Origin of the sequence: Streptomyces sp. RKAG290 (genome assembly GCF_023701695.1) — a bacterium.
Lineage (GTDB): Bacteria > Actinomycetota > Actinomycetes > Streptomycetales > Streptomycetaceae > Streptomyces.
Genome location: NZ_JAJOZC010000001.1, coordinates 6,807,633 through 6,828,146, shown reverse-complemented (window position 1 = coordinate 6,828,146; position 20,514 = coordinate 6,807,633). Strand labels below are relative to the sequence as shown.

The following is a 20,514-nucleotide window of genomic DNA, read 5'->3' as shown; positions in this document are numbered from 1 at the left end:
CCTCGTTCAGGGCCGGGGTGGGTCCGGCCCGGCGTCCGCCCGAGCCGGACCCGGTTCCGTCCGGAGGCGGCTCAGGCCGCCCCGGCGGCGCTCTCCGGCCGGAACGTCTCGCCTCGTCCGTGAAGCTGGCGCCGTATGTCCCGCCTCCCGCCATGCCGTGGACCGTGCCGGTGCCGCGGACCCGACGGACCCCCGGACCTGCGGGAGGCGAACTCCGCAGCAGTCCGGGGGTGTTGTCAGTCCCCTTGGATATCGTCTGCCGCATGGATCAAGCCGCGCTGATCGCCGAGCTCGAACAGGCGACAAAGCAGAGAGAGCCGACGTCCGACATCGTTCGGCGCCTGGCCGAGCCGGGCGCCGCCGCAGCGCCCGGACTCGTCGCCGCGCTGGGCAAGGTGAGCCGGCCGGCCCTCTGGGGACTGCGGGACGCACTGCACTTGATAGGCCCCGCCGCGTTCGACGCCGCGGTGGCGGCCCGCGCCCGTGCCGACAAGGTTCCCGACTGGTGGGAACTGGGCCACGTGCTGCGCGGGTTCGACGAACGGTGCATCCCGCAGTACGCGGCCACGCTGTCCCACCCCATGAAGGAGGTCCGGCAGCAGGCGCTGTGGGGCCTGCAGAACCTCGGCGAGGCCGCCGCCGGCACGCTGACCGACGTCGTCCCGTTCCTGAACGACGCTGATTCCTACACCCGTTACCAGGCGGAGAAGACCGTCAGGGCCATCGGTGCGGGAGCCGCCCCGGCGCTGCGGGCCATCCGCCGGGACGGCCCCGCCCACTTGAGGCGGCACGCGCTGTCCGCACTGGCCCTCATCGGCGGCGCGGACCGGCTCGACGCGCGCGACCGCCGCGCCCTGGAGCGGCTCGTCCGGATCAAGACGTCCCAGGACGCCCCGGTCCCCCTGCCCGACCACCAATGGCTGGCCGTCCCCGGCGAGACGTACCAGGGCCTCTTCGACGCCATGGGACTGCACGACCGCATCCCCTGCACGATCTCCATGGGGCTCTCCGCCATGGAGAACGACACCGCGGAGATCACGGACCCGGACGGCACTCGGCACGCGGCGTTCCGGGTGTTCGTCACCCCGGAACTGGACGGCTGGCGGCTGGTCTACGCGGACACCCCGCTGGGACAGCTGGCCTGGGACGTCGATGATCTCCTCAGCCGCCTCAGTGCCGCCTGCGGGCAGGCGCAGTTCTACTGCCAGGACGCGCACAGCGACTCGATGGTCTGGGCGGTCGCCATCGACGGCGTGCCGCGTCGCCGGTACTGGCGCTACGAGGACCCGCAGTGGGAGGGCGATCCCATGGACTGGGAGACGCCCCTCAGCCCCGACGAGGACGGTCACGAGCCCAACGCCACCGCGGAGTCCGACACCAACGAAGCGGCCGGTGCCCTCTCCCTCGACCCGAACACCGTCGCGTCCGACACCACTCTGCGTGGCCACGGCTGGCTCGCGATCACCCGGCCGGGAGTGGGTCACGAGGTGTTCACCGGGGCGCTGCGTATCTAGTACGGCCGGGCACGGCCCGAGTGCGGACGCCGGGCTCAGGGGCGTGAGACGTCCGGAACTTGCAGCTCCGAAGCGCCTTTTCGTGTTCTGACAGCACTCTCCGGACGTACTCGGAGCACCCGACTTCTGTTCCGTTCCGCTCGCAGCCATCACCCAATTCGCAGGCCGCCGACGGCAACGGTCGCCATCTCGGCCAAGTGACGCGGCAGTAACCCCTTGCAGGGGTGCAGGAGACGATCTAGCGTCACGTGCGGTCAATGACAACGATGTCTACGAGTAGCGCACGACGGGAGTGGTATGCCATCAACGCGATACGCACCGACCCGGACCGGGTCGGCGGCACAGCGTCTGAGGAACCGGTTGGGGGCGACTGCGCTCTGTATCGCCCTCGCCGCCGCGGGATCTGTCACCGGGGCTGCGGGGAGCGCTGATGCCGCCACGCAGTCGACGGCGGCGTCCGACGCGACGCCGGGAGCGGGGACCGATCTGACGAAGCTGGTCAATCCGTTCATCGGGACCGAGAACGAGGGTTTGACCTTCCCTGCCGCGGGCGCGCCGTTCGGACTGGTGCAGGAGAGTCCGTTGATGAAGACGGCCGGCGGCACGGGGTGTGACAAGGAGTCCTCCGACACGGTCATCGGGTTCAGTCAGACGACGATCAACGGGTGCCGGTTCAACTACCTGCCGATGATGCCCACCACCGGCGCGGTGAGTTCGACCGATCCGGCACAGTACGCGTCGACCTTCAGTCATGAGAACGAGACGACGGGGCCCGACCACTACCGGACGAAGCTCGACAAGTACGGCGTGACCGCCTCGTTGACGGCGACCGCACGGACCGGGTGGCAGCAGTACGAGTTCCCGCGGACGAGTCAGGCGAACGTACTGTTCAACGCCGGTGCCGGCGTGAGCGATTCCGAGATCCACGTCGTCGGCGACCGGACGATCGAGGGGTGGGTCGAGGATTCCAAGAAGACCTACTTCGTCGCACAGCTCAGCCGGCCGTTCGCCTCGTACGGCACCTGGAAGGGCACCGACCGGAGCCCGGGCTCCCGTGCGTCGGCCGCCAAGGGGGCCAACGGAGCATGGGTGTCGTTCGACACGAGGAAGAACGACGCTCCCGTGGTCGCGAAGGTGGGGCTCTCCTTCACCGGACTCGACGGCGCCCGCAAGAACCTCACCGCGGAGACGGGGAAGTTCGGATTCGACTTCGACGCCGTACACAAGGCGTCGAACGACGAGTGGAACACGACGCTGCACAAGGCCGCGATCGGTGGTGGTTCGCACGACCAGCAGGTCGCGTACTACACGGCGCTCTACCACTCCATGGTCGACCCGAACATCATCGGTGACGTCGACGGCCGTTACGTCGGAGCCGACAAGAAGATCCACACCGCCAGGGATTACACCCCTACAGCAACCTCTCGCTGTGGGACACCTACCGGACGCAGAACAAGCTCCTCGAGATGCTCGTCCCCGAGGTCGCCCACGACATCGACATGTCGATCCTCGCGATCGCGCGGGAGGGCGGCGCACTTCCGCGCTGGTACCTGGAGAACGAGGAAGGCAACATCATGACCGGTGACCCGGTCACGCCGTTCCTGGTCGAGGGCTGGTCGAAGGGGCTGCTCACCGGAGCGGACGCCCAAGAGGCGTACAAGTACCTCCGGGCGAACGCGACCGAGGTGCCGCCCGCCGACGTCCGTGAGAACGGGCGTGCCGGGGCCGCGTACTACGCGGAACGCGGATACGTGCCCTACGGCCTCAACATCAAGTCGAACGCCGACTGCCGCGGGGACACGAGCGGCAACTGCTGCCCGACCAAGTCGAACGACAACGACTGCTACTACGGCACGTCGGCCACGTTGGAGTACGCGGCGGCCGACGCGTCGCTGGCGCTGATGGCGAAGGGGCTGGGCCACGCGGCCGACGCGGCGATGTTCGCCAGGCGCGGCCAGTCGTACAAGAACGTCTTCGACACGCAGACCAGCCAGTTCCGGCCCCGCACCGCGGCCGACGGCACCTGGCTGACCCCGTACGACCCGGTCACGAGCGACCATGCGTTGCACGAGCAGAACGCGAGCCAGTACCAGTGGCTGGTGCCCCAGGACCCGGCGGGGCTCGTCGGCATGCTGGGTGGCGAGGACGCGACGAACAAGCGGTTGAACGACTTCTTCGCCTACGACGACCTCCTCACCGACCCGGCAGGGACGGCCCGCACGGCCTGGGTGAGCGACCCGTACAACTACTACGGCTCCACCAAGTACAACCCGAACAACGAGCCGAACCTCATCGCGCCGTACCTCTACGCGTGGACCGGGCAGCCCAGCTACACCGCGACCGTGGTCAAGGCCCAGGAGACCCTGTTCACGAACAGCCCCGGCGGCATCCCCGGGAACGACGACATGGGTGAGATGTCCGCCTGGTACGTGATGTCGTCGCTGGGGCTCTACCCCACCACCAGTGGCGGCAACTTCGACGTCCTCACCACTCCGCAGTTCCCGAACGCGCAGGTGCGGATCGGTCACTACGGCAAGACGCAGGGCGGGACCCTGACGATCTCCGCGCCCCGCACCAGCATGGCCAACCGTTACATCGCCTCCGCGACGGTGAACGGCAAGGCCTGGGACAAGGCATGGGTCGACCAGTCGGACATCGCCCACGGCGGGCGCATCGACTACGCCCTGAGCACCGAGCCCACGGCGTGGGCGACAGCCGCGAAGGACGCCCCGCCGTCGATCAACACGGCGCCGAATCCGCAGCACCGGCTCAGCGCCGACGTTGCGCCTGACCAGGTCGTCATGGAGGCCACGGCCGATCACGCCTCGCGGCAGCAGGTCGACCTGACGCTGCTGGCCACGTCTCCGCACACCGCGCGGGCCACCGTGACCGCGACGGCGCCGAAGGGGTGGTCGGTGTCCCCGTCCAGCGCGACGGCGAAGGCCGACTCGAACGGACTCCCCGCCCAGATGAACGACCGGTTGCGGATCACCACGCCGGCCGGAACCAAGGCAGGCGCCTACGAGGTGTCGGTGACCGCCGAACTCCCCGGAGCCGCTCCGGTCAGGAAGACCGTCACCGTCGTGGTGCAGAAGTCCGGGAACTGCGCCATCAAGACGGACACCTCGTGCGCCGTCGATCTCAACTCCGCCTACAACAACGACGGCGTCGCCACACTCGCTGCGCCGGGCGAGGGGAACTTCGACGGCACGGGCTTGAGCTACGCCGCCGACCAACTGCCCGAGCCGGGACCGGTCGTCCTCGGCGGGGTGACCTACCAGGCGCCCCCGACCTCCGGGAGCAGCCGGAACTTCGTCAAGTCCACCGGCCAGGCAATCGCCCTGCCCTCCGGCAACTACGACAGCCTCCACATCGTGGGCGCTTCCGACAACGGCAGTACCGGCGCCGCGTCGGCCACCGCCGTCGTCACCTACACCGACGGAAGCACCGCGACGGTTCCGCTCGAACTCACCGGCTGGGCGAACAGGACTCCGGACTTCGGCAACTCCGTCGCGCTGACGACCGCGTACCAGCTCAAGGCCGGAACCGGGAAGACGACCACCAAGGCATCACTCTACGAAACGACCGTCCCACTGAAGTCCGGGAAGAAGGTCCGGTCCCTCTCCCTGGCAACACCGTCCGTGCCGGCATGGGTCGCACCCGGGTCCGGAGGGCTCGACTGGCAACGCGACAGCGACCTCGAGATCTACGCGATGACCCTGGAGCACTGACCGTCGCAACCGACCCTGCGACACGGGTTCGCAGCGATCGACGGGAGGCCCGGTGCTGGTGAGCACCGGGCCTCCCGTCGATCAGTGAAGGACGAACCACGTCCTCATCGACGGTGGACGCCGACGACATAGCCGCCGCCGTCGTAGGGGTCGGCGTCCCAGGTGGCGAAGTGGTCGACGAGGGTGAGGCCGGACGCGGCGCAGCAGTCGTCGTACTCCGACAGCGTGAGGCTGGGCGGCACAGGCAGGTGGGCCTCGTCGAGGCCGAAGCCGGCGACCAGCAGGCCGCCCGGGCGCAGGGCCGCGGACAGGTGCTCGACCACCGCGGTTTCGGAGCCGGGGGCGAGCAACGGGAAGATATTGCCCGCGGCAACGACAAGATCGAAGTCCGCTGCGATACCCAGCCGGGCCGGCTCGAACTCTGCCAGGTCGACCTGGAACCACGGCAGGTCCGGCGACTGCTCCCGCGCCACTGCCAGCATCGACGCGTCAAGATCGACCCCGACGCAGTCGTACCCGAGTTCCGCGAGCCGGATCATGACGCGTCCGGTACCGCACCCGGCGTCCAGCACCCGCGCTCCGGCGGGCGCGAGAGCTGCGCAGAACCGCGCCTCACCGTGCACGTCCTTGCCACTTCGGGCCAGGGCCGCGAATCGTGCGGCGTAGTCCTCCCCGGATGTTTCTCCGGTCAGCTCCGTCCAGCGACTCATCAGGCCAACCTACAGGGCGCCGGTGCGGCTACGCGAAGCAGCGGCCGGGCGCACCGCTGAGGCCACATCCTGGGGTGTTCCGGTCGGAGTCGGGCGGCCTGAAGAACCTTGGGCGACCGTCGACGAGGCACCGGCCTGGCTCGTTCCGAACTGTTCCGGCAGCGGGCGTCATCAGGCGGGACCGGCCCACGAATACGCTTCGGCGGGCCAGGCTAGAGTGCTCGTTCCTGCCGCGTCCCACGCACGCGGAGCGGGACGACAGCCGGGAGTGACGAGGTTCGGTGTCAGACCTGTGAAGGTGAGGGTTTCCGTTGGGGGTAGCGGGCAGAGAACGGCCCACTGTGGTCGTGCTCACTGCTTTACAGGTGGAACACGAGGCGGTGCGCCGGCACATGGTCGACGTCCACGAGGAGAAACTGCCGCAGGGCACCCTTCTCGACGTGGGCCGGATGCCGGGTCTCAACTGGCAGGTGGCGCTGGCGGAGACGGGCCCCACCAACACCCGTGCGGCGCTCGTCGCGCAGTCCGCGATCGAGCGCTTCGACGCCGAGGCTGTGCTGTTCGTCGGCGTCGCCGGTGCGCTCAAGGACCATGTCCAGCTCGGTGACGTCGTCGTGGCCAGCAAGGTTCACGGCTACCACGGGGGACGCGAGAGCCTGGACGGATTCGCGGCCCGCCCTGACACCTGGTCGCCCGAGTACGACATGGATCAACTGGTTCGCTCCGCCCGTCGCAACGAACCCTGGGCCTTTCTCCGCCCGGACGCCCGCCTCTCCACACCGCCCAAGGTTCATTTCGAGCCGATCGCGTCAGGTGACGTACTGGTCGGCTCCCGCGACTCCGAGACGGCTCGACGGATCCGCCTGCACTACAACGATGCGGTGGCCGTCGACATGGAGAGCCACGGCGTCACCCACGCGACCAGGATGAGCGGCGCTGTGCGGGCCCTGTCCATCCGCGGCATCAGCGACTTCGCCGGCCCGGACAAATCCGCCCGCGACGCCACCGGCTCGCAGGAGGCGGCGGCGCGGCACGCCGCCGCCTTCGCCATGCGGGTGCTCCGCGACCTGCGCCCGAAACGGCAGGCCGCCCGGGAGTCGCGCGGCGGAACCGCCGTGGTCGTGGTGTCCGCCCCCGACCGCTCCCACGAGCCGGCCGCCTGGGACAGCCGGCCCGTCGTCGACGTTGCGGGACAGCAGTACCTGCTGTACGAGAGCCCCGATGACCTCGTTCACGAGTCGCGGGACGGCGAAGTGATGCGACGTCAGGCAGTGGCACGCGTGGTGCCCAGCGGGGGCGGTCGCGGCGCCTACGCCTGGCTGCGCCAGGTCGAACGGACAGGACCGCCGGCCGGCCCGAACCAGTTCGACCCGTTGGCCGCGCTCGAACAGGAAGCCGAGCTGTGCCGCAGGCTCCGTGGCCCCGACGTCGTACAGCTGACCCGCAGCGGGAAGACCTCGACGCTCGCCCTGGCCTGGCCGGGTGACCCGAGGCGCGGCAGCCCCATGGAGACTGTCCATGAGCTGCTGCCCGAGTCGCCGACGCCGACGGATCCGCAGCGCCTGTGGTCCCTCGTGAGAGGGCTCGCCGACGTGGCCCAGGTTCTCGAACGATTGAGCGGCGCGGGCTTCTCGCACCGCGCGCTCCGGCCGACCGCGGTCGTCATGCACCGGCCCCGGATGGTGCTGCGCGACTTCGGCCTTGCCACCGTGCCGCCCCGCCCCGGCGAGAACGCGGGGCCCTACCAGGCGCCCGAGCAGCGGCACGGCTCCCGTGTCCGGCCCGGGCCCGCCACCGACGTCTACCAGCTGGGCGCGCTGCTCCACCGCGCACTGACCGGCCGGATCCCCGGCCCCGGGCTGCCTGCCTACCGCGGCTCGGACGCCGTACCGGACAGTCTCGTCCGCGCGGTCGCCGGTGCGCTGCGGCAGGACCCGGGGGCCCGCCCTGAGGCGCGTACCCTCCGCCTCGCTCTGCTCTCCGCCGCACGCGAGCTGGCATCCGTCCCGCCGCCCCAGCGCTGAGGAGCGCCGCCGATGCCCCTGTCCACCATCGCCCTTCGCGCTCCGCTGGTTCTCGTCCCCGGCCTCGGTCTCGACGACCAGCTTCGCTCGAAGGCCGGAGTCAGCGCCGGTCTGCCGGCGGACGTCTCCCAGATCGTGCACGACCTGAACAAGCAGAAAGCCGGTGCGGCCGCGATCCTCAGCCCCGCCGGTGGCAAGTACAGGCCGTCCTTGCTGGTTCACACACGTGCGTACCGAATACGTCTCGAGGCGACGCACCGAGGGACCGGCTACCTCGTCAAGCACATCGATCCGCTGCGCCTCGCCGACCACACACGCCTCGCCAGGTCCTGTCTCGTGGTGCGCCCGCCGGCCTGGCACATGGTGTTCGAGCTGCCGGCCGTACCGGCGGGCTCGGACGCCCAGTGGAAGGTCCTCGAAGAGGCTTGGCAGCGCCTCGGCCGGGCGCGGCCGGATCAGCCGGAAGTCCGGTCCACCAGCGATGCCCAGTCGGAGTTCCTCGACTCGGTGGACCGCCTCATCGACGCCACCGAGGAGATCACCACCCGGGAGGCGCGCCAAGCCGCCCCCTTCCCCTACCAGGGCTTCACGGCCACTGGTGGCAAGCGCGGCAGCGCCCCGCAGTCCGTCTACGAATTCCAGCTCATCGGACCGGAGCTGCCGGCCTCCGGCGCCTTCGTCCGCATTCAGGGCGACACGGAGACCCGTGGCAAGGTGGGCCGGGCAGCGGGCGGGTACATCACCGTCCGCTTCGACCAGCCCGTGTCGTGGGACCGGCTGCCGCCGCGCGGCGCTCTGGAGCTCGTCCCCACCAGCGTGATCTTCAACAAGCAGCGACAGGCCGTAGCGAGCCTCCGCGCAGGCGACTCCAGGAACCCCGGCCTCCTGCCTGCCGTGGTCGACCACCAGGTGAGCCCGATCCCGCCGACCCGCGCGCGACCGCACCAGGAGCTCGACCCCGAACAACTCCAGGCATTTCGGAAGGCGTTGACCACCCAGGACCTGCTGGTGGTGCTCGGCCCGCCCGGCACGGGCAAGACCCGGACCATCACGGAGATCGCCCACACCGCCGCCACCACATCCGCCGCGGACGGCGGACGGGTGCTCGTCACCTCGCACACCAACCGTGCCGTGGACAACGTGCTGGCCCGGCTTCCCCAGGATCTCGTGGTGATCCGGGTCGGGGACGAGAGCAAGGTGCACGCCGACGTCAAACCGTTACTCCTGGAAGAGCAGTCGGAGAGCCTCTCCGAAGAGATCCGGCACGCCATGGCCCAGCGTACGCAGGCCTACCAGGAGGCGGCAGCCGTAGAACCGTGGACAGCCGAGCTCGGCGCACGCATTCAGCAGGTCGACGGCCACGCCGAGGAAACGCGGACCGCTGACCTGCGCCTGCACGCGGCGATCCGGGCAGCAGCCGCACCGGCCCAGGAGCAGCTGGCGGCGCTGCGGCTCGAGGAACAAGAACGGCGGTCGATCCTGGAGAACCGGGCCGAGCGTGCCGAGTGGCTCCGGGCGAAGGCCCACTCCGCGCGACGGCGTTCCCATCTCCTGTTCATCGGTCGCCTGCACCGCTACCGGGCCCGCCGCCGGGAAGCAGAGCTCGCCATCGAGACAGCCGAGATCGAGAGGCTGAACGCGCTCGCCCCCGGCATCCTCCGGCGGACCGGGGCGGCAAGCGCCGAGGCAGAACGCGCGGCCCGCGAGGATCCCGCTGTCATCGCGGCCCGAACCACACGCCGGACGGCGGAAGGCCACCTCGCCAAGAGTGTTCAGTCCGCCTACGAGGCAGCAGACATGGCCGTCCACGCGCTCCGCGCGGTCGTGCCGCGCGCGACGCTGCCGGCCCGCCTGCTGGATCCAGCCGATGGGGCGACCGCGCTGCGCGCCCTGCACGAGCAGCTGGAGGACTGGCTCCCGGTTCTCTCGCAACGCCAGGAACTGACCCAGCAGTGGCGAGCCGCCATCGGCCTGGACCCGGGGCAGCTGGTGCCCGAACTCGTCCGCTACGCCCAGGTGGTGGGCGCCACCTGCATCGGCGCGGCGTCACGCGCCGAACTGTCCGGCGTCGACTTCGACCTGGGAATCGTCGACGAGGCAGGCCAGATCGGAATCGCGGACACCCTGGTGCCGCTGGCCCGGGTCCGCCGTGGCGTCCTGGTCGGGGATGACCGGCAACTGCCGCCCTTCCGCGATGCCGACGTGGACCAATGGGCCCAGGGCATCGGTGATCCCGAACTGATCCGGCTGATGTCACAGAGCGCCTTGGAACGCCTGCGCGCCGGACTGCCCTCTTCGCATGTCGTACAGCTGACCCGTCAGCGCCGCATGCCCGCCGAGATCGCCGACTTCATCTCGACCGCCTTCTACCGGGGAGAACTGCTCACGGAGAAGGACCACAGTCACCGCGATCCCCTGTTCGCGAGCCCGATGGCCTTCGTCGACACTGCCTCGCTGCCCGAGCGCGTGCGTCGCGAGTCCGGGCGCGGGCGCACCGAGGGCCGCGGCCAGAAGGGCCCCTTCAACCCCTGTGAAGCGCGTCTGCTGGCGCGGCTCGCCGCGTTCTACCACCGCCGCGGTGCCGAGTGGATGGTGATCGTCCCCTACCTTGCGCAGCGGCTGGAGGTCGTCCGTTTCCTGACTCCGCTGATCGGTGACTCCCAGCTCGCGAATGCTTCGGTCGGCAGCGTCGACTCCTACCAGGGTGGCGAGCGCGACGTCGTCCTGTACGGCTTCACCCGCAGTAACCCGGGGGCCGGATCGGCTTCCTCAAGGAGCTGCGCCGTGCCAACGTCGCCTTCACACGGGCCAAGAGCCAGCTGGTCCTGACCGGCGATCTGAGCACGCTGATGCGTGCCGACGATCCAGGATTCCGCACTCTCATCGGCGACCTGCATCAGCATCTGCTCGAACGTGGCGATCTGCGGGACTATTGGGAGGTCATGGCCGTCCTCGACGAGACCGTCCCGGACCCGAGGGATGCCGCCGGCCGTACCCGGAAGGGCGGGCGGCCATGACCACCGCACGTAGGCTGATGAACTTCCCTGAAGAGCGGGTCCTGGAGGATGCCGCCTTCGGACAGGGCATCGTGCCCACCCGGCTCTACGCACTGCTGCTGCCGGTGTGGAAGGTGGAGATCCGCGCCGACATCACCGAGGGCGAGGACTTCTTCCTGATCGACCGGTTCCTGGAGCGCGGGCTGCGCCACGGCTCCTTGGAGACCGTCGACGAGCTCGCGGCGTTCTTCGCACTGGACCGCGCCCTGGTCGCGCAGGCCGTGCGTTTCCTGACCGCGATCGGCCACACGCAGGAGGGGCCCGGAGGCCGGCTGCGCCTGACGCCGCTGGGACAGCGTTCCGTGGACGACGACATCCGCTACGTGGTCACCCGCCAGGACCGACGCCAGCTGTACTTCGAGGCACTGAGCTGCAGCCCACTGACCCGGGCCCACTACGACGACGAGGTCGTGACGCTGCTGTCCGCCGAAGAGATGGACCGGGCGCAGCGCAGCACGCGCTACCCGCGCTTCACACCGGTCGCCGTGACATCCGGCTTCGACCGCTCGGCTCTGGACCGCCTCAAGCGCCGCAAGGACAGGGCCCGGTTCAACCTCCCGGTCGCCCTGGACGCCGTGGAGTGTCTGAGCGAGACGCTCGTCTTCCTGCCCGTCTACCTGGTGCGTGGCCGGGAGGGGCTTTTGATCTACGGCCAGGCAGAGGCGGGGACGGCCCATGACCCGGAGCTCAGCGCGCTCTGCGCCGGTACATCGGAGCTGATCAGTGCTCTCGACAACGAGGAGCTGGACGCGGAGGCGGACGAGCGCCTCCTGCGGTCGGCCCGGAAATGGCTCAGCGAGCAGGGCCTCGACACGGTTGCCCCGGAACAGGACGACGACGGCACCTGGTCGGTTTCGCTGCCTTCCTCCGCCTTCGGCGAGAAGGGAATCCCGTTCTCCCGCATCGGGAGCTATCGGATGGCGGGCAGCCGCTTCTTCCGTCTCTGGTGCCCGGAGGAAACACCACGCAAGCGCGCCCTTCTGGACCGACTGGACCAGAGGATGGGCTCGCGCCGGCAGGTCACTCGACCAGGCGCGGAAGAACTCATCGCTCGCCTCGCCCACCAACTACGCTTGAAAACACCTGGCTTGTCCGATGTCCGCAGCGGCGCGGCGAAAACAGGACTCAGCGGTCTGGAAGCCCAACTGGCTCGTCTGGAGAATCAACAACTGTGATTGACATCGGCCAACTCCTGCTTGCCGAGTACGAGCACATCAAGCAGGAGCAACGAGCCAGGATCGGCTTCCGCGACAACCTCATCTACGCCACCCTCGGCGTCATGGCGGCGGTGATCGGCTCCACCCTCGCACGGGGCGGCCACCTCGAAATGCTGCTGCTGCTCCCCCCGTTGTCCGTAGTCCTGGGATGGACCTACCTGGTCAACGACGAGAAGATCTCCGCCGTCGGCCGGTACATACGCGACGACCTGTCGCCTCGTCTCCAGGAGTTGGCGTCGGTCCGGACAGCTGTCTTCGGCTGGGAGTCCGCTCATCGTCGCGACACGCGCCGCCGCTCCCGGAAGCGGTTCCAGCTCGCCGTGGACCTGATGACGTTCTGCGGGGCACCCCTTGCGGCACTTGCCGTCTACTGGCTGCTCGGCCCGACGCCCTGGCCACTGGTGACGATCGCACTGACCGAGACGTTCATGGTCATCGGCTTGACGGTCCAGATCGTCCGCTACGCCGAACTCGGGAGCTGATCCGGGCCGGCGGCCCAGGCTCGGCCGCACCCGCCGCTGGTTGCCAGGCGTTGCAGCACGTCGTCCGGTGTGAGGACTCTGCCGGAGCCCCTGGTGCGCAGGGGGCGGCCGAGCACGCTAGTTTGCTCGGATGAGTCTCCTTGATGATGTGGCCGAGCGCGACGGCTGGCGCTGCTGGGTGTGTGACGAAGCGGTCGACCCGGACGAGTCGGTGAACGACCCGCGGGGGCCCAGTGTCGACAGCCGGACCGCCGACCGGAAGGCCAAGGTCGCCGAGCGGCTCGCGCACCGCGGATGCAACACCCGCAAGGGCGCGGTGAAGGTCGTCATCCCCTGGCCGGACCGCCCCTACGTGGTCGATCCCGCCCCACTGATCACCGTTGCCGGGAGGCTGGAGCGCAAGGGGGCCGCGAGATGGTGGGCCGTTGTCCGACCAGGCGGGACGCCCAGGAAGCGGCGGACTGGCTGGTGGACCGGTTCTCCCGACTGGTGCCGGGACTGCCGGTGACCGCCGACATCGAGCCGGGCGGCGGCCAGTTCCTCGTCATCCTGGCGACCGGCCGGCGCTGAGCAGGGGCCGGCAGCGCACACTCGCGCAGAGCTGACCTCGGCCACCGGTTCATGGATCGCCACGCCCTGCACACGAGGTGTCACCGGGAACGGGTTGAACGACGCGGAAGACTGAACGAAGGACACGAAGGACACATATGGCTCGCCCTTACAGCCCCGGACCGAAACAGTTCGTCTTCGTGGTCGGTGACGGTAACGACCAGCGGGTCTCCGTGGGCGACGCTCAGGAAGCGTACGTAGCATTCTCCGCGTTCTTCCGGGAGCGAGACTCCGACACTTACACCATCGAAGATGTACCGGCGGGCCAGAGACTGGTGCTCATGACCGGTCAAGGTGTGATCGCCCGGATCGAAGTGGCGGACCAACACCGGTTCGAATACCTCAAGGTCGACAGGGCCAATCGCTATCTGCCGAGCGCGATGCTGTTCTTCGAGAAGGGCTACGTCGGCCTCGACCACTTCGGCCAGTGGTTCTCGGACCTCGCCGACCTCGACGCGTCGCCGGAGACTCGCGGTGCTACCCGCGCCGCCACGATCACGACCGAAGCCGCGGCAATCGAAGAAGTCGCTCGGATCTGGGCGAATTCGGGCATCGTGGACCCGAGTGACCAGTACTACGTCTTCTTCGACTCGCATGATGTCGGCGATGACCCGGCTGACCGAGCCGAACTGCTCAAGTTGATCGAGTTCCTCGGTCTCGAACGAGTCGCCGCCCCGGCCGAGGCCGCCGATGGCGAAGTCTGGGTGCGCACCGACATACGCCTCGACGTCGAATTCGAACGCTGGTCGTGAACAGCTGGTTCGGGACGGACCCGGCGGAGTTCAGGTACAACGTCTGACTCGACCACGACGGCCTGCTCGCGTCGGCATGACGGCCTGCTCGCGCCGACGGCGTGGGTGTACACGAAAGCGGCTGGTCAGATCGGTGCGGGCAGGACTCGCCGGTCTCTTCTGATGGAAGACTGAGTCCATGAGAGACATCGTTTTCACGCGCAGGAGCGGCTGGATCCCGAACGTGATACGCGAGGACGGTCAGCTGAAGCTGATGCTCGGTGCCGGGGCCGACGCCAACCATGAGCCTCGCACGTTCACGTTCTCGATCGGGGAAGCCCATTTTGCGGTGATCCAGGAGGACCTGGCCAGACACCTGCTGCTGTGGAGTGCGGTCCTTCCGCTGTGCGACGCCGCCGGAACCCGGGGCCGGCTCGACGAGAACGCCGCCGTCGCGCTCCTGGACCCGATCCTCCTCTCCTCACCCTCGGACCTCGACGCGCTCTTCCAACGCATCCCGTGGGACCGGGGTCGGCTCATCGCCCATGGGGCCGACATCGATCTGCTCGAGAGCGGTGAGGTCTGCGCCGCGATGCGCGCGGCGACGGAGACGTCCGACGGGAAGCGCGCTCAGGAGTACCACGCGAACCGCCGTCGTGCCGAGCGCGGAACAGTACTCGGTCCGCTCGACGCGTCGATTCTGAGCTACACGGGCCAGTACCTGCACGGCTCGACGGTTCCGAGGCGGAAGCCCGATGCCGTCGACCCCGCGCTGCTGCCCGAGGTCATGCGGGTGATCGCCACCGCGGAGCAGGCGTGCGCCGGTATGCGGATCGGCCGCGATCCGCGACGGGGAAAGCGCGCCACGGACAAGCGCGACTGGGACCGGATGGCGACGGCGGTCGACACGGCCGTGCGGCGCGCACACCCTGAGCTCGTCGATGACGCGGTGCGTACCGTGAGCTTCCTGCTGTGCACGGAGGCCGCGGACCGCTCCCGGAGCACGCCCATGGAAGATGACGAGAAGGCTGCCGGCGACCGCGACCGCTTCGGCGCGGGTGCGAGGAAAACGGCCCTGTCGTTCACCGACGACAAGGGCGTCGAGAAGAAGTGGCTTGCCGGCAATCCCCGCACTGCCACCGCGGAGTTCTGGGAGTTCGTCGGCGATCGCTCCGCCGCGGACAACGAAGTGTTCACCATCGAGGACGAGGAGAGGGGCGAAGGGATCCAGCTCCACTTCTACGCGGACTCCATAGCCCGGGTCACGACAGTGCACGAGGGTGAAGGCGGCGGGTCGGATCCTGAGTACCGGGTCGAGTACAGCCTGGTCGACGGGATGAGCGGATACCGGAACCTGGTGAGCACCTTCGTCCGCGGCGGCTGCGCCGCACTCGAACAGCACGGCTCCTGGATGTCGGACAACGCCGAGTTCGAGCGTGCGCGCCGGCAGCGCGACGCCAGGTAGTCCGTCGACGCCTGCCGTCACCGGTGCCACCCGCCGCTGAGAACCCGAACGGAGGCCGGTCGCCGCGCTGCCGCTGACGTTTCCGGCCAGGGTCACCGTAGGCACCCTGCTGTTCCAGGTGCAGCAACCCACCGCCGATGCCGGCTTCCGGATCGAATCACATCGACGCGCACCACTCGGTCGGCGCGGCCGGGCTTCCCCTGCACGTTTCCGTCCGGCGACCCACTAACCGAGGAAGCTCAGCCGGACCTGACGGTTGGCATTGTCCTTGTTGGTGTCCACCAGGCACACCGACTGCCACGTCCCCAGCTCCAGCCGCCCCGCGATCACCGGCAGCGTCGCGTGCGGCGGCACGAAGGCGGGGAGTACGTGGTCGCGGCCGTGGCCGGGGCTGCCGTGGCGGTGTTGCCAGCGGTCGTCGGCGGGGAGCAGTGCGTGCAGGGCCGAGAGAAGGTCGTCGTCGCTGCCCGCGCCGGTCTCCAGGACGGCGATGCCGGCGGTGGCGTGCGGTACGAAGATGTTGAGCAGGCCGTCGCGGCCGGCGGCCGTCCGGGTGAGGAACTGCTCGCAGTCGGAGGTCAGATCGGTGACGGTCTCCGTCGTTCCCGTGGCGATGTGCAGGACGCTGGTGGTGAAGGCAGAGGACATGTCCTCATTCTCCTGCCCGTACGGCAAGATCGCGCGTCCACGTGCCGAGACGGCATTGACCGCTTCCTTGAGGGTGGCTACGTTCAGCGCCATGTTCCGATCAGCTCTGCTCACTTCGCGCGGTCACATCGACCTGCTGCGGGTGGCTTCCGCCGCGTGTTGTCGCGGCTGCTGACGTTCTCTCAGCGCTTTTTCCGTCAGTGAGACCCGGGCGCACAGCCGCCCGTTCCTGACGTCGTACGCGTTCTGTCGCGCCCGTCCCGTCGTATTGCGTCCCGTCATCCCGTCGCGGTAGCCCTGCCGCCGCGGTGGCGCGGCCGTCCGGCGGCCGGGCGCCGGGGTGCGCCCTCCCCCTGCCCGTGAACCGCTCATGGAGCCCTCATGACACTCGACCACGCTCTCGCACCGCCGGATATATCCCCGAAATCCGGTTCGCCCGAGATTTCGGTCCACCGGAGTCCGCTCGTCCTGGAGCCCGTCGTTCCGGCCGCCGCCCGTGGAACGCGGCTGCGGAACGTGCCCCGGTGGCTCCGGCGCACCGTCGGCCCGCTGCTCCTGCTGGCCCTGTGGCAGGTGCTCAGTGCTACCGGTGTGCTGCATCCGGACATACTGGCCTCGCCCGGCACCATCGCCCGCGCCGGATCGGATCTGATCGCCGACGGGACCCTGACCTCGGCGATGGGCATCTCGCTACAGCGGGTCGCGGTCGGGCTGGTGCTCGGCGGCGCCGTCGGGACCGCGCTGGCGCTGGTCTCCGGGCTCTCCCGGCTGGGTGAGGATCTGGTCGACGCGAGCGTGCAGATGCTGCGCACCGTTCCCTGGGTCGGGCTCATCCCACTGTTCATCATCTGGCTGGGAATCGGTGAGGCTCCGAAGGTGGCGCTGATCGCGCTCGGCGTGGCCTTCCATCTGTATCTCAATGTGTACGCGGGCATTCGCGGCGTGGACCCCCAACTCATCGAGGCCGGTGAGTCGTTGGGGCTCGGGCGGTGGGGCCTGGTGCGTCATGTGGTGCTTCCTGGCGCGCTGCCCGGGGCCATGACGGGGCTGCGCTACTCGCTGGCGACCGCGTGGCTTGCGCTGGTGTTCGGCGAGTCCGTGAACGCCGATGCCGGGATCGGCTTCCTGATGAACCAGGCCAGGGAGTTCTTCCGGACCGACGTCATCGTCGTCTGCCTGGTCGTCTACGCCTTCCTCGGCCTCACCGCCGATGTCATCGTCCGCATTCTCGAAAGGCTGCTGCTGCAATGGCGACCGACCTTCACGGGCCAGTGAGCGCCCCCTCCCCCGCCTCATCGGCGCTGCCGGAGGCTGCCGTACGCGTCGAGGGCTGACGCGCTCCTTCGACGGCCGGGCCGTGGTCGACGGGCTCGATCTCACCCTGCGAGCCGGGGAGTTCACCGTTCTGCTCGGTCGCAGCGGATGCGGCAAGTCGACTCTGCTGCGGGTGCTCGCGGGCCTCGACCGGGAGATCCAGGGGACCGTCCTGGTCCCCAAGCGGCGGGCAGTCGCCTTCCAGGCGCCGCGGCTGATGCCGTGGAAGCGGGTCTGGCGCAATGTCCTGCTCGGGCTGCCCGGCAAGCCCGAACGCGCGGTCGCAGAGAAGGCGTTGGCGGAGGTGGGTCTCGCCGAGCGGTCCGGGGCCTGGCCCAGGACGCTCTCGGGTGGTGAGGCGCAGCGTGCCTCGCTGGCCCGGGCGCTGGGACGTGAGCCTGATCTGCTGCTGCTCGACGAGCCGTTCGGCGCGCTCGACGCGCTGACCAGGATCAAGGCCCAGCAACTGGTGGCCGAGCTCTGGCAGCGCCGTGGCTGCGCCGTGCTGCTGGTCACGCACGACGTGGACGAGGCACTCCTGCTCGCCGACCGCGCGCTGGTGATGCGGGACGGCGTCATCGCGTACGAGACGCCGGTCGCCCTGGGCCGCCCTCGCGGCCCCGGCACGCCCGAGTTCGCCGCGCTGCGCACCCGGCTGCTCACTGAGCTCGGCGTGGAGAGCCCCGCCCCGACCGCAGAGACCCCCTGAACCCTCCCCACCCGGACCGGAGTGAGACGACATGAACCGACGTACCCTGCCCGCCCTGCTGCTGCCCTTCGCCCTGCTGCTCACCGCCTGCGGCGGTGCCACCTCCGCGTCCACCGCGAGCAACACCGACGGAAAGGGCAGCATCACGCTCAACATCGGTGACCAGAAGGGGGGTTACGAAGCCCTCCTGCGCGCGTCCGGAGAGCTGGACGACCTCGACTACCGCATCAAGTGGTCCACCTTCACCTCAGGACCACCCCTTCTCGAAGCGGTCAACGCCGGGGCCGTGGACATCGGCGGGGTCGGCAACACCCCGCCGGTGTTCGCCGCCGGCGCCGGTTCCAAGATCGCGGTGGTGGGGGCCACGCACGGCTCCTCGGCCGGTGAGACGATCGTGGTCCCCAAGGACTCGCCGCTGCGGAGCCCCGCCCAGCTCAAGGGCAGGTCGATCGCGGTCGCCCAGGGCAGCTCCGCCCACTTCCAGCTGATCAGCTCACTGAAGAAGGCGGGGCTCAGCCTCTCCGACGTGAAGCTGAAGTATCTCCAGCCGGCCGACGCGCTGGCCGCGTTCAGCCGGGGCAAGGTCGACGCCTGGGCGATCTGGGACCCGTACACCTCTCAGGTGCTGCGCGGCAACAAGGCCCGGGTGCTGACCACGGGTGAGGGCGTCGTCAACGGCCTCGGGTTCCAGGTCGCCGCGCCCGCCGCGCTCAAGGACTCCGGGAAGTCGAAGGCCATCGGCGATCTGCTGGTCCGTCTGAACCGGGCGCAGAAGTGGGTGTTCAAGCACCCCGGGGCGTGGGCGAAGGTCTGGGCGAAGGAGACCGGCCTGCCCTACGAGGTCGCGCTGGACGCGGTCAAGCTGACGGCCGGCACCCGGGTCGCCGTCGCCATCGATCCGGCGGCGATCGCCTCGGAGCAGGAGATCGCGGACACCTTCGCCGATCTGAAGCTCATCCCGCACCGCTTCACCTTCAAGGACTACGTCGACACCCGCTTCAACCGCGACCTGCCGCCCTCCTCGGCAGCTCCCCGCACGTACGGAAAGGCCTCCTCATGAACGTCCACCTGCACTGGTTCCTCCCCACGGGCGGCGACGGGCGCACGCTCGTCGACCGGCACGCGTACACCGACGGCGGGATCAAGCGGGACCGGATCACTCCGGTCAGCGGGGTGCGCGCACCCGATATCGAGTATCTGGCGCAGATCGCCAAGGCCGCGGAGCAGCTGGGATTCGAGGCCGTGCTGACGCCGACCGGGACCTGGTGCGAGGACGCGTGGCTGACGACGGTGGCGCTGGCCCAGCACACCGAGCGGCTGAAGTTCCTGGTGGCTTTCCGGCCGGGCGTGATCTCACCGGTGCTCGCCGCGCAGATGGCCGCGACGTACCAGCGCATCACCCGCGGGAGGCTGCTGCTCAACGTCGTGACGGGTGGCGACTCCACGGAGCAGCGGCGGTTCGGCGACCACCTGGACCACGACCGGCGCTATGCCAGGACCGCGGAGTTCCTGTCGGTGGTGCGGGGTGCGTGGAGCGGGCAGCCGTTCGACTTCGACGGTGAGCACTATCAGGTGGAGGGCGGGCTGACGGCGCTGCCGCCGGACCCGCTGCCGGAGATCTTCTTCGGTGGCTCGTCGGCTGCGGCCGGGCCGGTCGCGGCCGAGCACGCCGACGTGTATCTGACGTGGGGCGAGCCGCCCGCGGACGTGAAGAAGAAGATCGACTGGATCCGGGGGCTGGCCGAGGAGCAGGGGCGCACGGTCCGGTTCGGCATCCGGCTGCACACCATCTCGCGCGACTCCTCGCGCGAGGCGTGGGCGACGGCCGACCGGCTGCTCGGCGACCTCGACGCCGACACGATCGCCGCGGCCCAGCAGGCGCTGGGGCGCAGCGAGTCGGTGGGGCAGCAACGGATGCTGGCGCTGCACGGCGGCTCGCGCGACAAGCTGGAGATCGCACCGAATCTGTGGGCGGGCGTCGGCCTGGTGCGGGGCGGCGCGGGCACCGCGCTGGTCGGCAGCCACAAGGAGGTCGCGGACCGGATCGAGGAGTACCACGCCCTGGGTGTGGAGCACTTCGTGCTCTCCGGGTACCCGCACCTTGAGGAGGCGTACTGGTTCGGCGAGGGCGTCACCCCGGAGCTCGCGGCCCGGGGCCTGCTGTCGACCGTGCCGGCGTCCCCCCTGCTGGGGGTGCCCGCGGTCAACGGCCGGCCGGCCTCCGCACCAGGTGGGGCGCCGCTGCTGTTCGCCGGGGGGCGCTGAGCCGCCCAGAGCCTGCGGGAAGATCCACGACCCCGGCAT

14 protein-coding genes and 3 pseudogenes are annotated in these 20,514 nt (G+C 69.6%); 15 read left to right on the top strand and 2 right to left on the bottom strand.

The window, feature by feature from the left end; translation table 11 throughout:
• Positions 1-263: 263 nt before the first annotated feature.
• From LNW71_RS30245 to LNW71_RS30235, 3 genes and pseudogenes are all read left to right on the top strand, one after another.
• Positions 264-1,514: a HEAT repeat domain-containing protein gene (locus LNW71_RS30245; protein ID WP_250971092.1), complete on the top strand. Its 1,251-nt coding sequence runs from the start codon at positions 264-266 to the stop codon at positions 1,512-1,514.
• A 297-nt stretch (positions 1,515-1,811) separates the two neighbouring features.
• A pseudogene (locus tag LNW71_RS30240) lies at positions 1,812-2,861 on the top strand (glycoside hydrolase domain-containing protein); the annotation flags it as partial.
• An 80-nt stretch (positions 2,862-2,941) separates the two neighbouring features.
• Entirely contained in the window at positions 2,942-5,245 is a 2,304-nt protein-coding gene (locus LNW71_RS30235; protein ID WP_250972194.1) for a glycoside hydrolase family 92 protein, read from the top strand.
• A 104-nt stretch (positions 5,246-5,349) separates the two neighbouring features.
• On the opposite strand, the gene LNW71_RS30230 is transcribed toward LNW71_RS30235, so the two are convergent.
• The gene (locus LNW71_RS30230; protein WP_250971091.1) at positions 5,350-5,955 is read right to left on the bottom strand and encodes a class I SAM-dependent methyltransferase; all 606 of its coding nucleotides are present in this window, start codon (positions 5,953-5,955) and stop codon (positions 5,350-5,352) included.
• A gap of 341 nt (positions 5,956-6,296) precedes the next feature.
• Here LNW71_RS30230 and LNW71_RS30225 point away from each other — a divergent pair, with 341 nt between their 5' ends.
• The 8 genes and pseudogenes from LNW71_RS30225 (at position 6,297) to LNW71_RS30190 (ending at position 15,539) form a co-directional block, all read left to right on the top strand.
• On the top strand, positions 6,297-7,979 hold the full coding sequence (locus LNW71_RS30225; protein ID WP_308294528.1) for a hypothetical protein: 1,683 nt from the start codon (positions 6,297-6,299) through the stop codon (positions 7,977-7,979).
• Between the two features lie 12 nt (positions 7,980-7,991).
• Positions 7,992-10,808, top strand: a complete 2,817-nt coding sequence (locus LNW71_RS30220; protein ID WP_250971089.1) for a DEAD/DEAH box helicase — start codon at positions 7,992-7,994, stop codon at positions 10,806-10,808.
• Positions 10,739-10,996: an AAA domain-containing protein gene (locus LNW71_RS30215; protein WP_374119540.1), complete on the top strand. Its 258-nt coding sequence runs from the start codon at positions 10,739-10,741 to the stop codon at positions 10,994-10,996. The genes LNW71_RS30220 and LNW71_RS30215 overlap by 70 nt, the downstream gene beginning before the upstream one ends.
• Positions 10,993-12,210, top strand: a complete 1,218-nt coding sequence (locus tag LNW71_RS30210) for a hypothetical protein (protein ID WP_250971087.1) — start codon at positions 10,993-10,995, stop codon at positions 12,208-12,210. The genes LNW71_RS30215 and LNW71_RS30210 overlap by 4 nt, the downstream gene beginning before the upstream one ends.
• On the top strand, positions 12,207-12,734 hold the full coding sequence (locus LNW71_RS30205; protein WP_250971086.1) for a hypothetical protein: 528 nt from the start codon (positions 12,207-12,209) through the stop codon (positions 12,732-12,734). The genes LNW71_RS30210 and LNW71_RS30205 overlap by 4 nt, the downstream gene beginning before the upstream one ends.
• A 130-nt stretch (positions 12,735-12,864) precedes the next feature.
• Positions 12,865-13,304, top strand: a pseudogene (locus LNW71_RS30200) (hypothetical protein).
• Positions 13,305-13,441: 137 nt separating this feature from the next.
• Entirely contained in the window at positions 13,442-14,095 is a 654-nt protein-coding gene (locus LNW71_RS30195) for a DUF6357 family protein (RefSeq protein WP_250971085.1), read from the top strand.
• A 178-nt stretch (positions 14,096-14,273) separates the two neighbouring features.
• Positions 14,274-15,539, top strand: a complete 1,266-nt coding sequence (locus LNW71_RS30190) for a DUF6357 family protein (protein ID WP_250971084.1) — start codon at positions 14,274-14,276, stop codon at positions 15,537-15,539.
• 225 nt (positions 15,540-15,764) lie between these two features.
• Here the strand turns inward: LNW71_RS30190 and LNW71_RS30185 are convergent, their stop codons facing one another.
• Positions 15,765-16,187 (bottom strand): YjbQ family protein, encoded by a 423-nt coding sequence (locus LNW71_RS30185; RefSeq protein WP_250971083.1) that lies wholly within the window; start codon positions 16,185-16,187, stop codon positions 15,765-15,767.
• Between the two features lie 381 nt (positions 16,188-16,568).
• On the opposite strand from LNW71_RS30185, the gene LNW71_RS30180 reads away from it, so the two are divergent.
• The 4 genes and pseudogenes from LNW71_RS30180 to LNW71_RS30165 all read left to right on the top strand — a co-directional run bounded on the left by LNW71_RS30180 (position 16,569) and on the right by LNW71_RS30165 (position 20,475).
• Entirely contained in the window at positions 16,569-17,462 is an 894-nt protein-coding gene (locus LNW71_RS30180; protein ID WP_250971082.1) for an ABC transporter permease, read from the top strand.
• Positions 17,435-18,210 (top strand): annotated as a pseudogene (locus tag LNW71_RS30175) (ABC transporter ATP-binding protein). The gene LNW71_RS30180 and the pseudogene LNW71_RS30175 overlap by 28 nt, the downstream one beginning before the upstream one ends.
• Before the next feature lie 31 nt (positions 18,211-18,241).
• Positions 18,242-19,270 (top strand): ABC transporter substrate-binding protein, encoded by a 1,029-nt coding sequence (locus tag LNW71_RS30170; RefSeq protein ID WP_250971081.1) that lies wholly within the window; start codon positions 18,242-18,244, stop codon positions 19,268-19,270.
• Complete coding sequence (locus tag LNW71_RS30165; protein ID WP_250971080.1) at positions 19,267-20,475, top strand: LLM class flavin-dependent oxidoreductase; 1,209 nt, start codon at positions 19,267-19,269, stop codon at positions 20,473-20,475. Before LNW71_RS30170 ends, LNW71_RS30165 begins: the two co-directional genes overlap by 4 nt.
• The last annotated feature ends 39 nt before the right edge of the window (positions 20,476-20,514 follow it).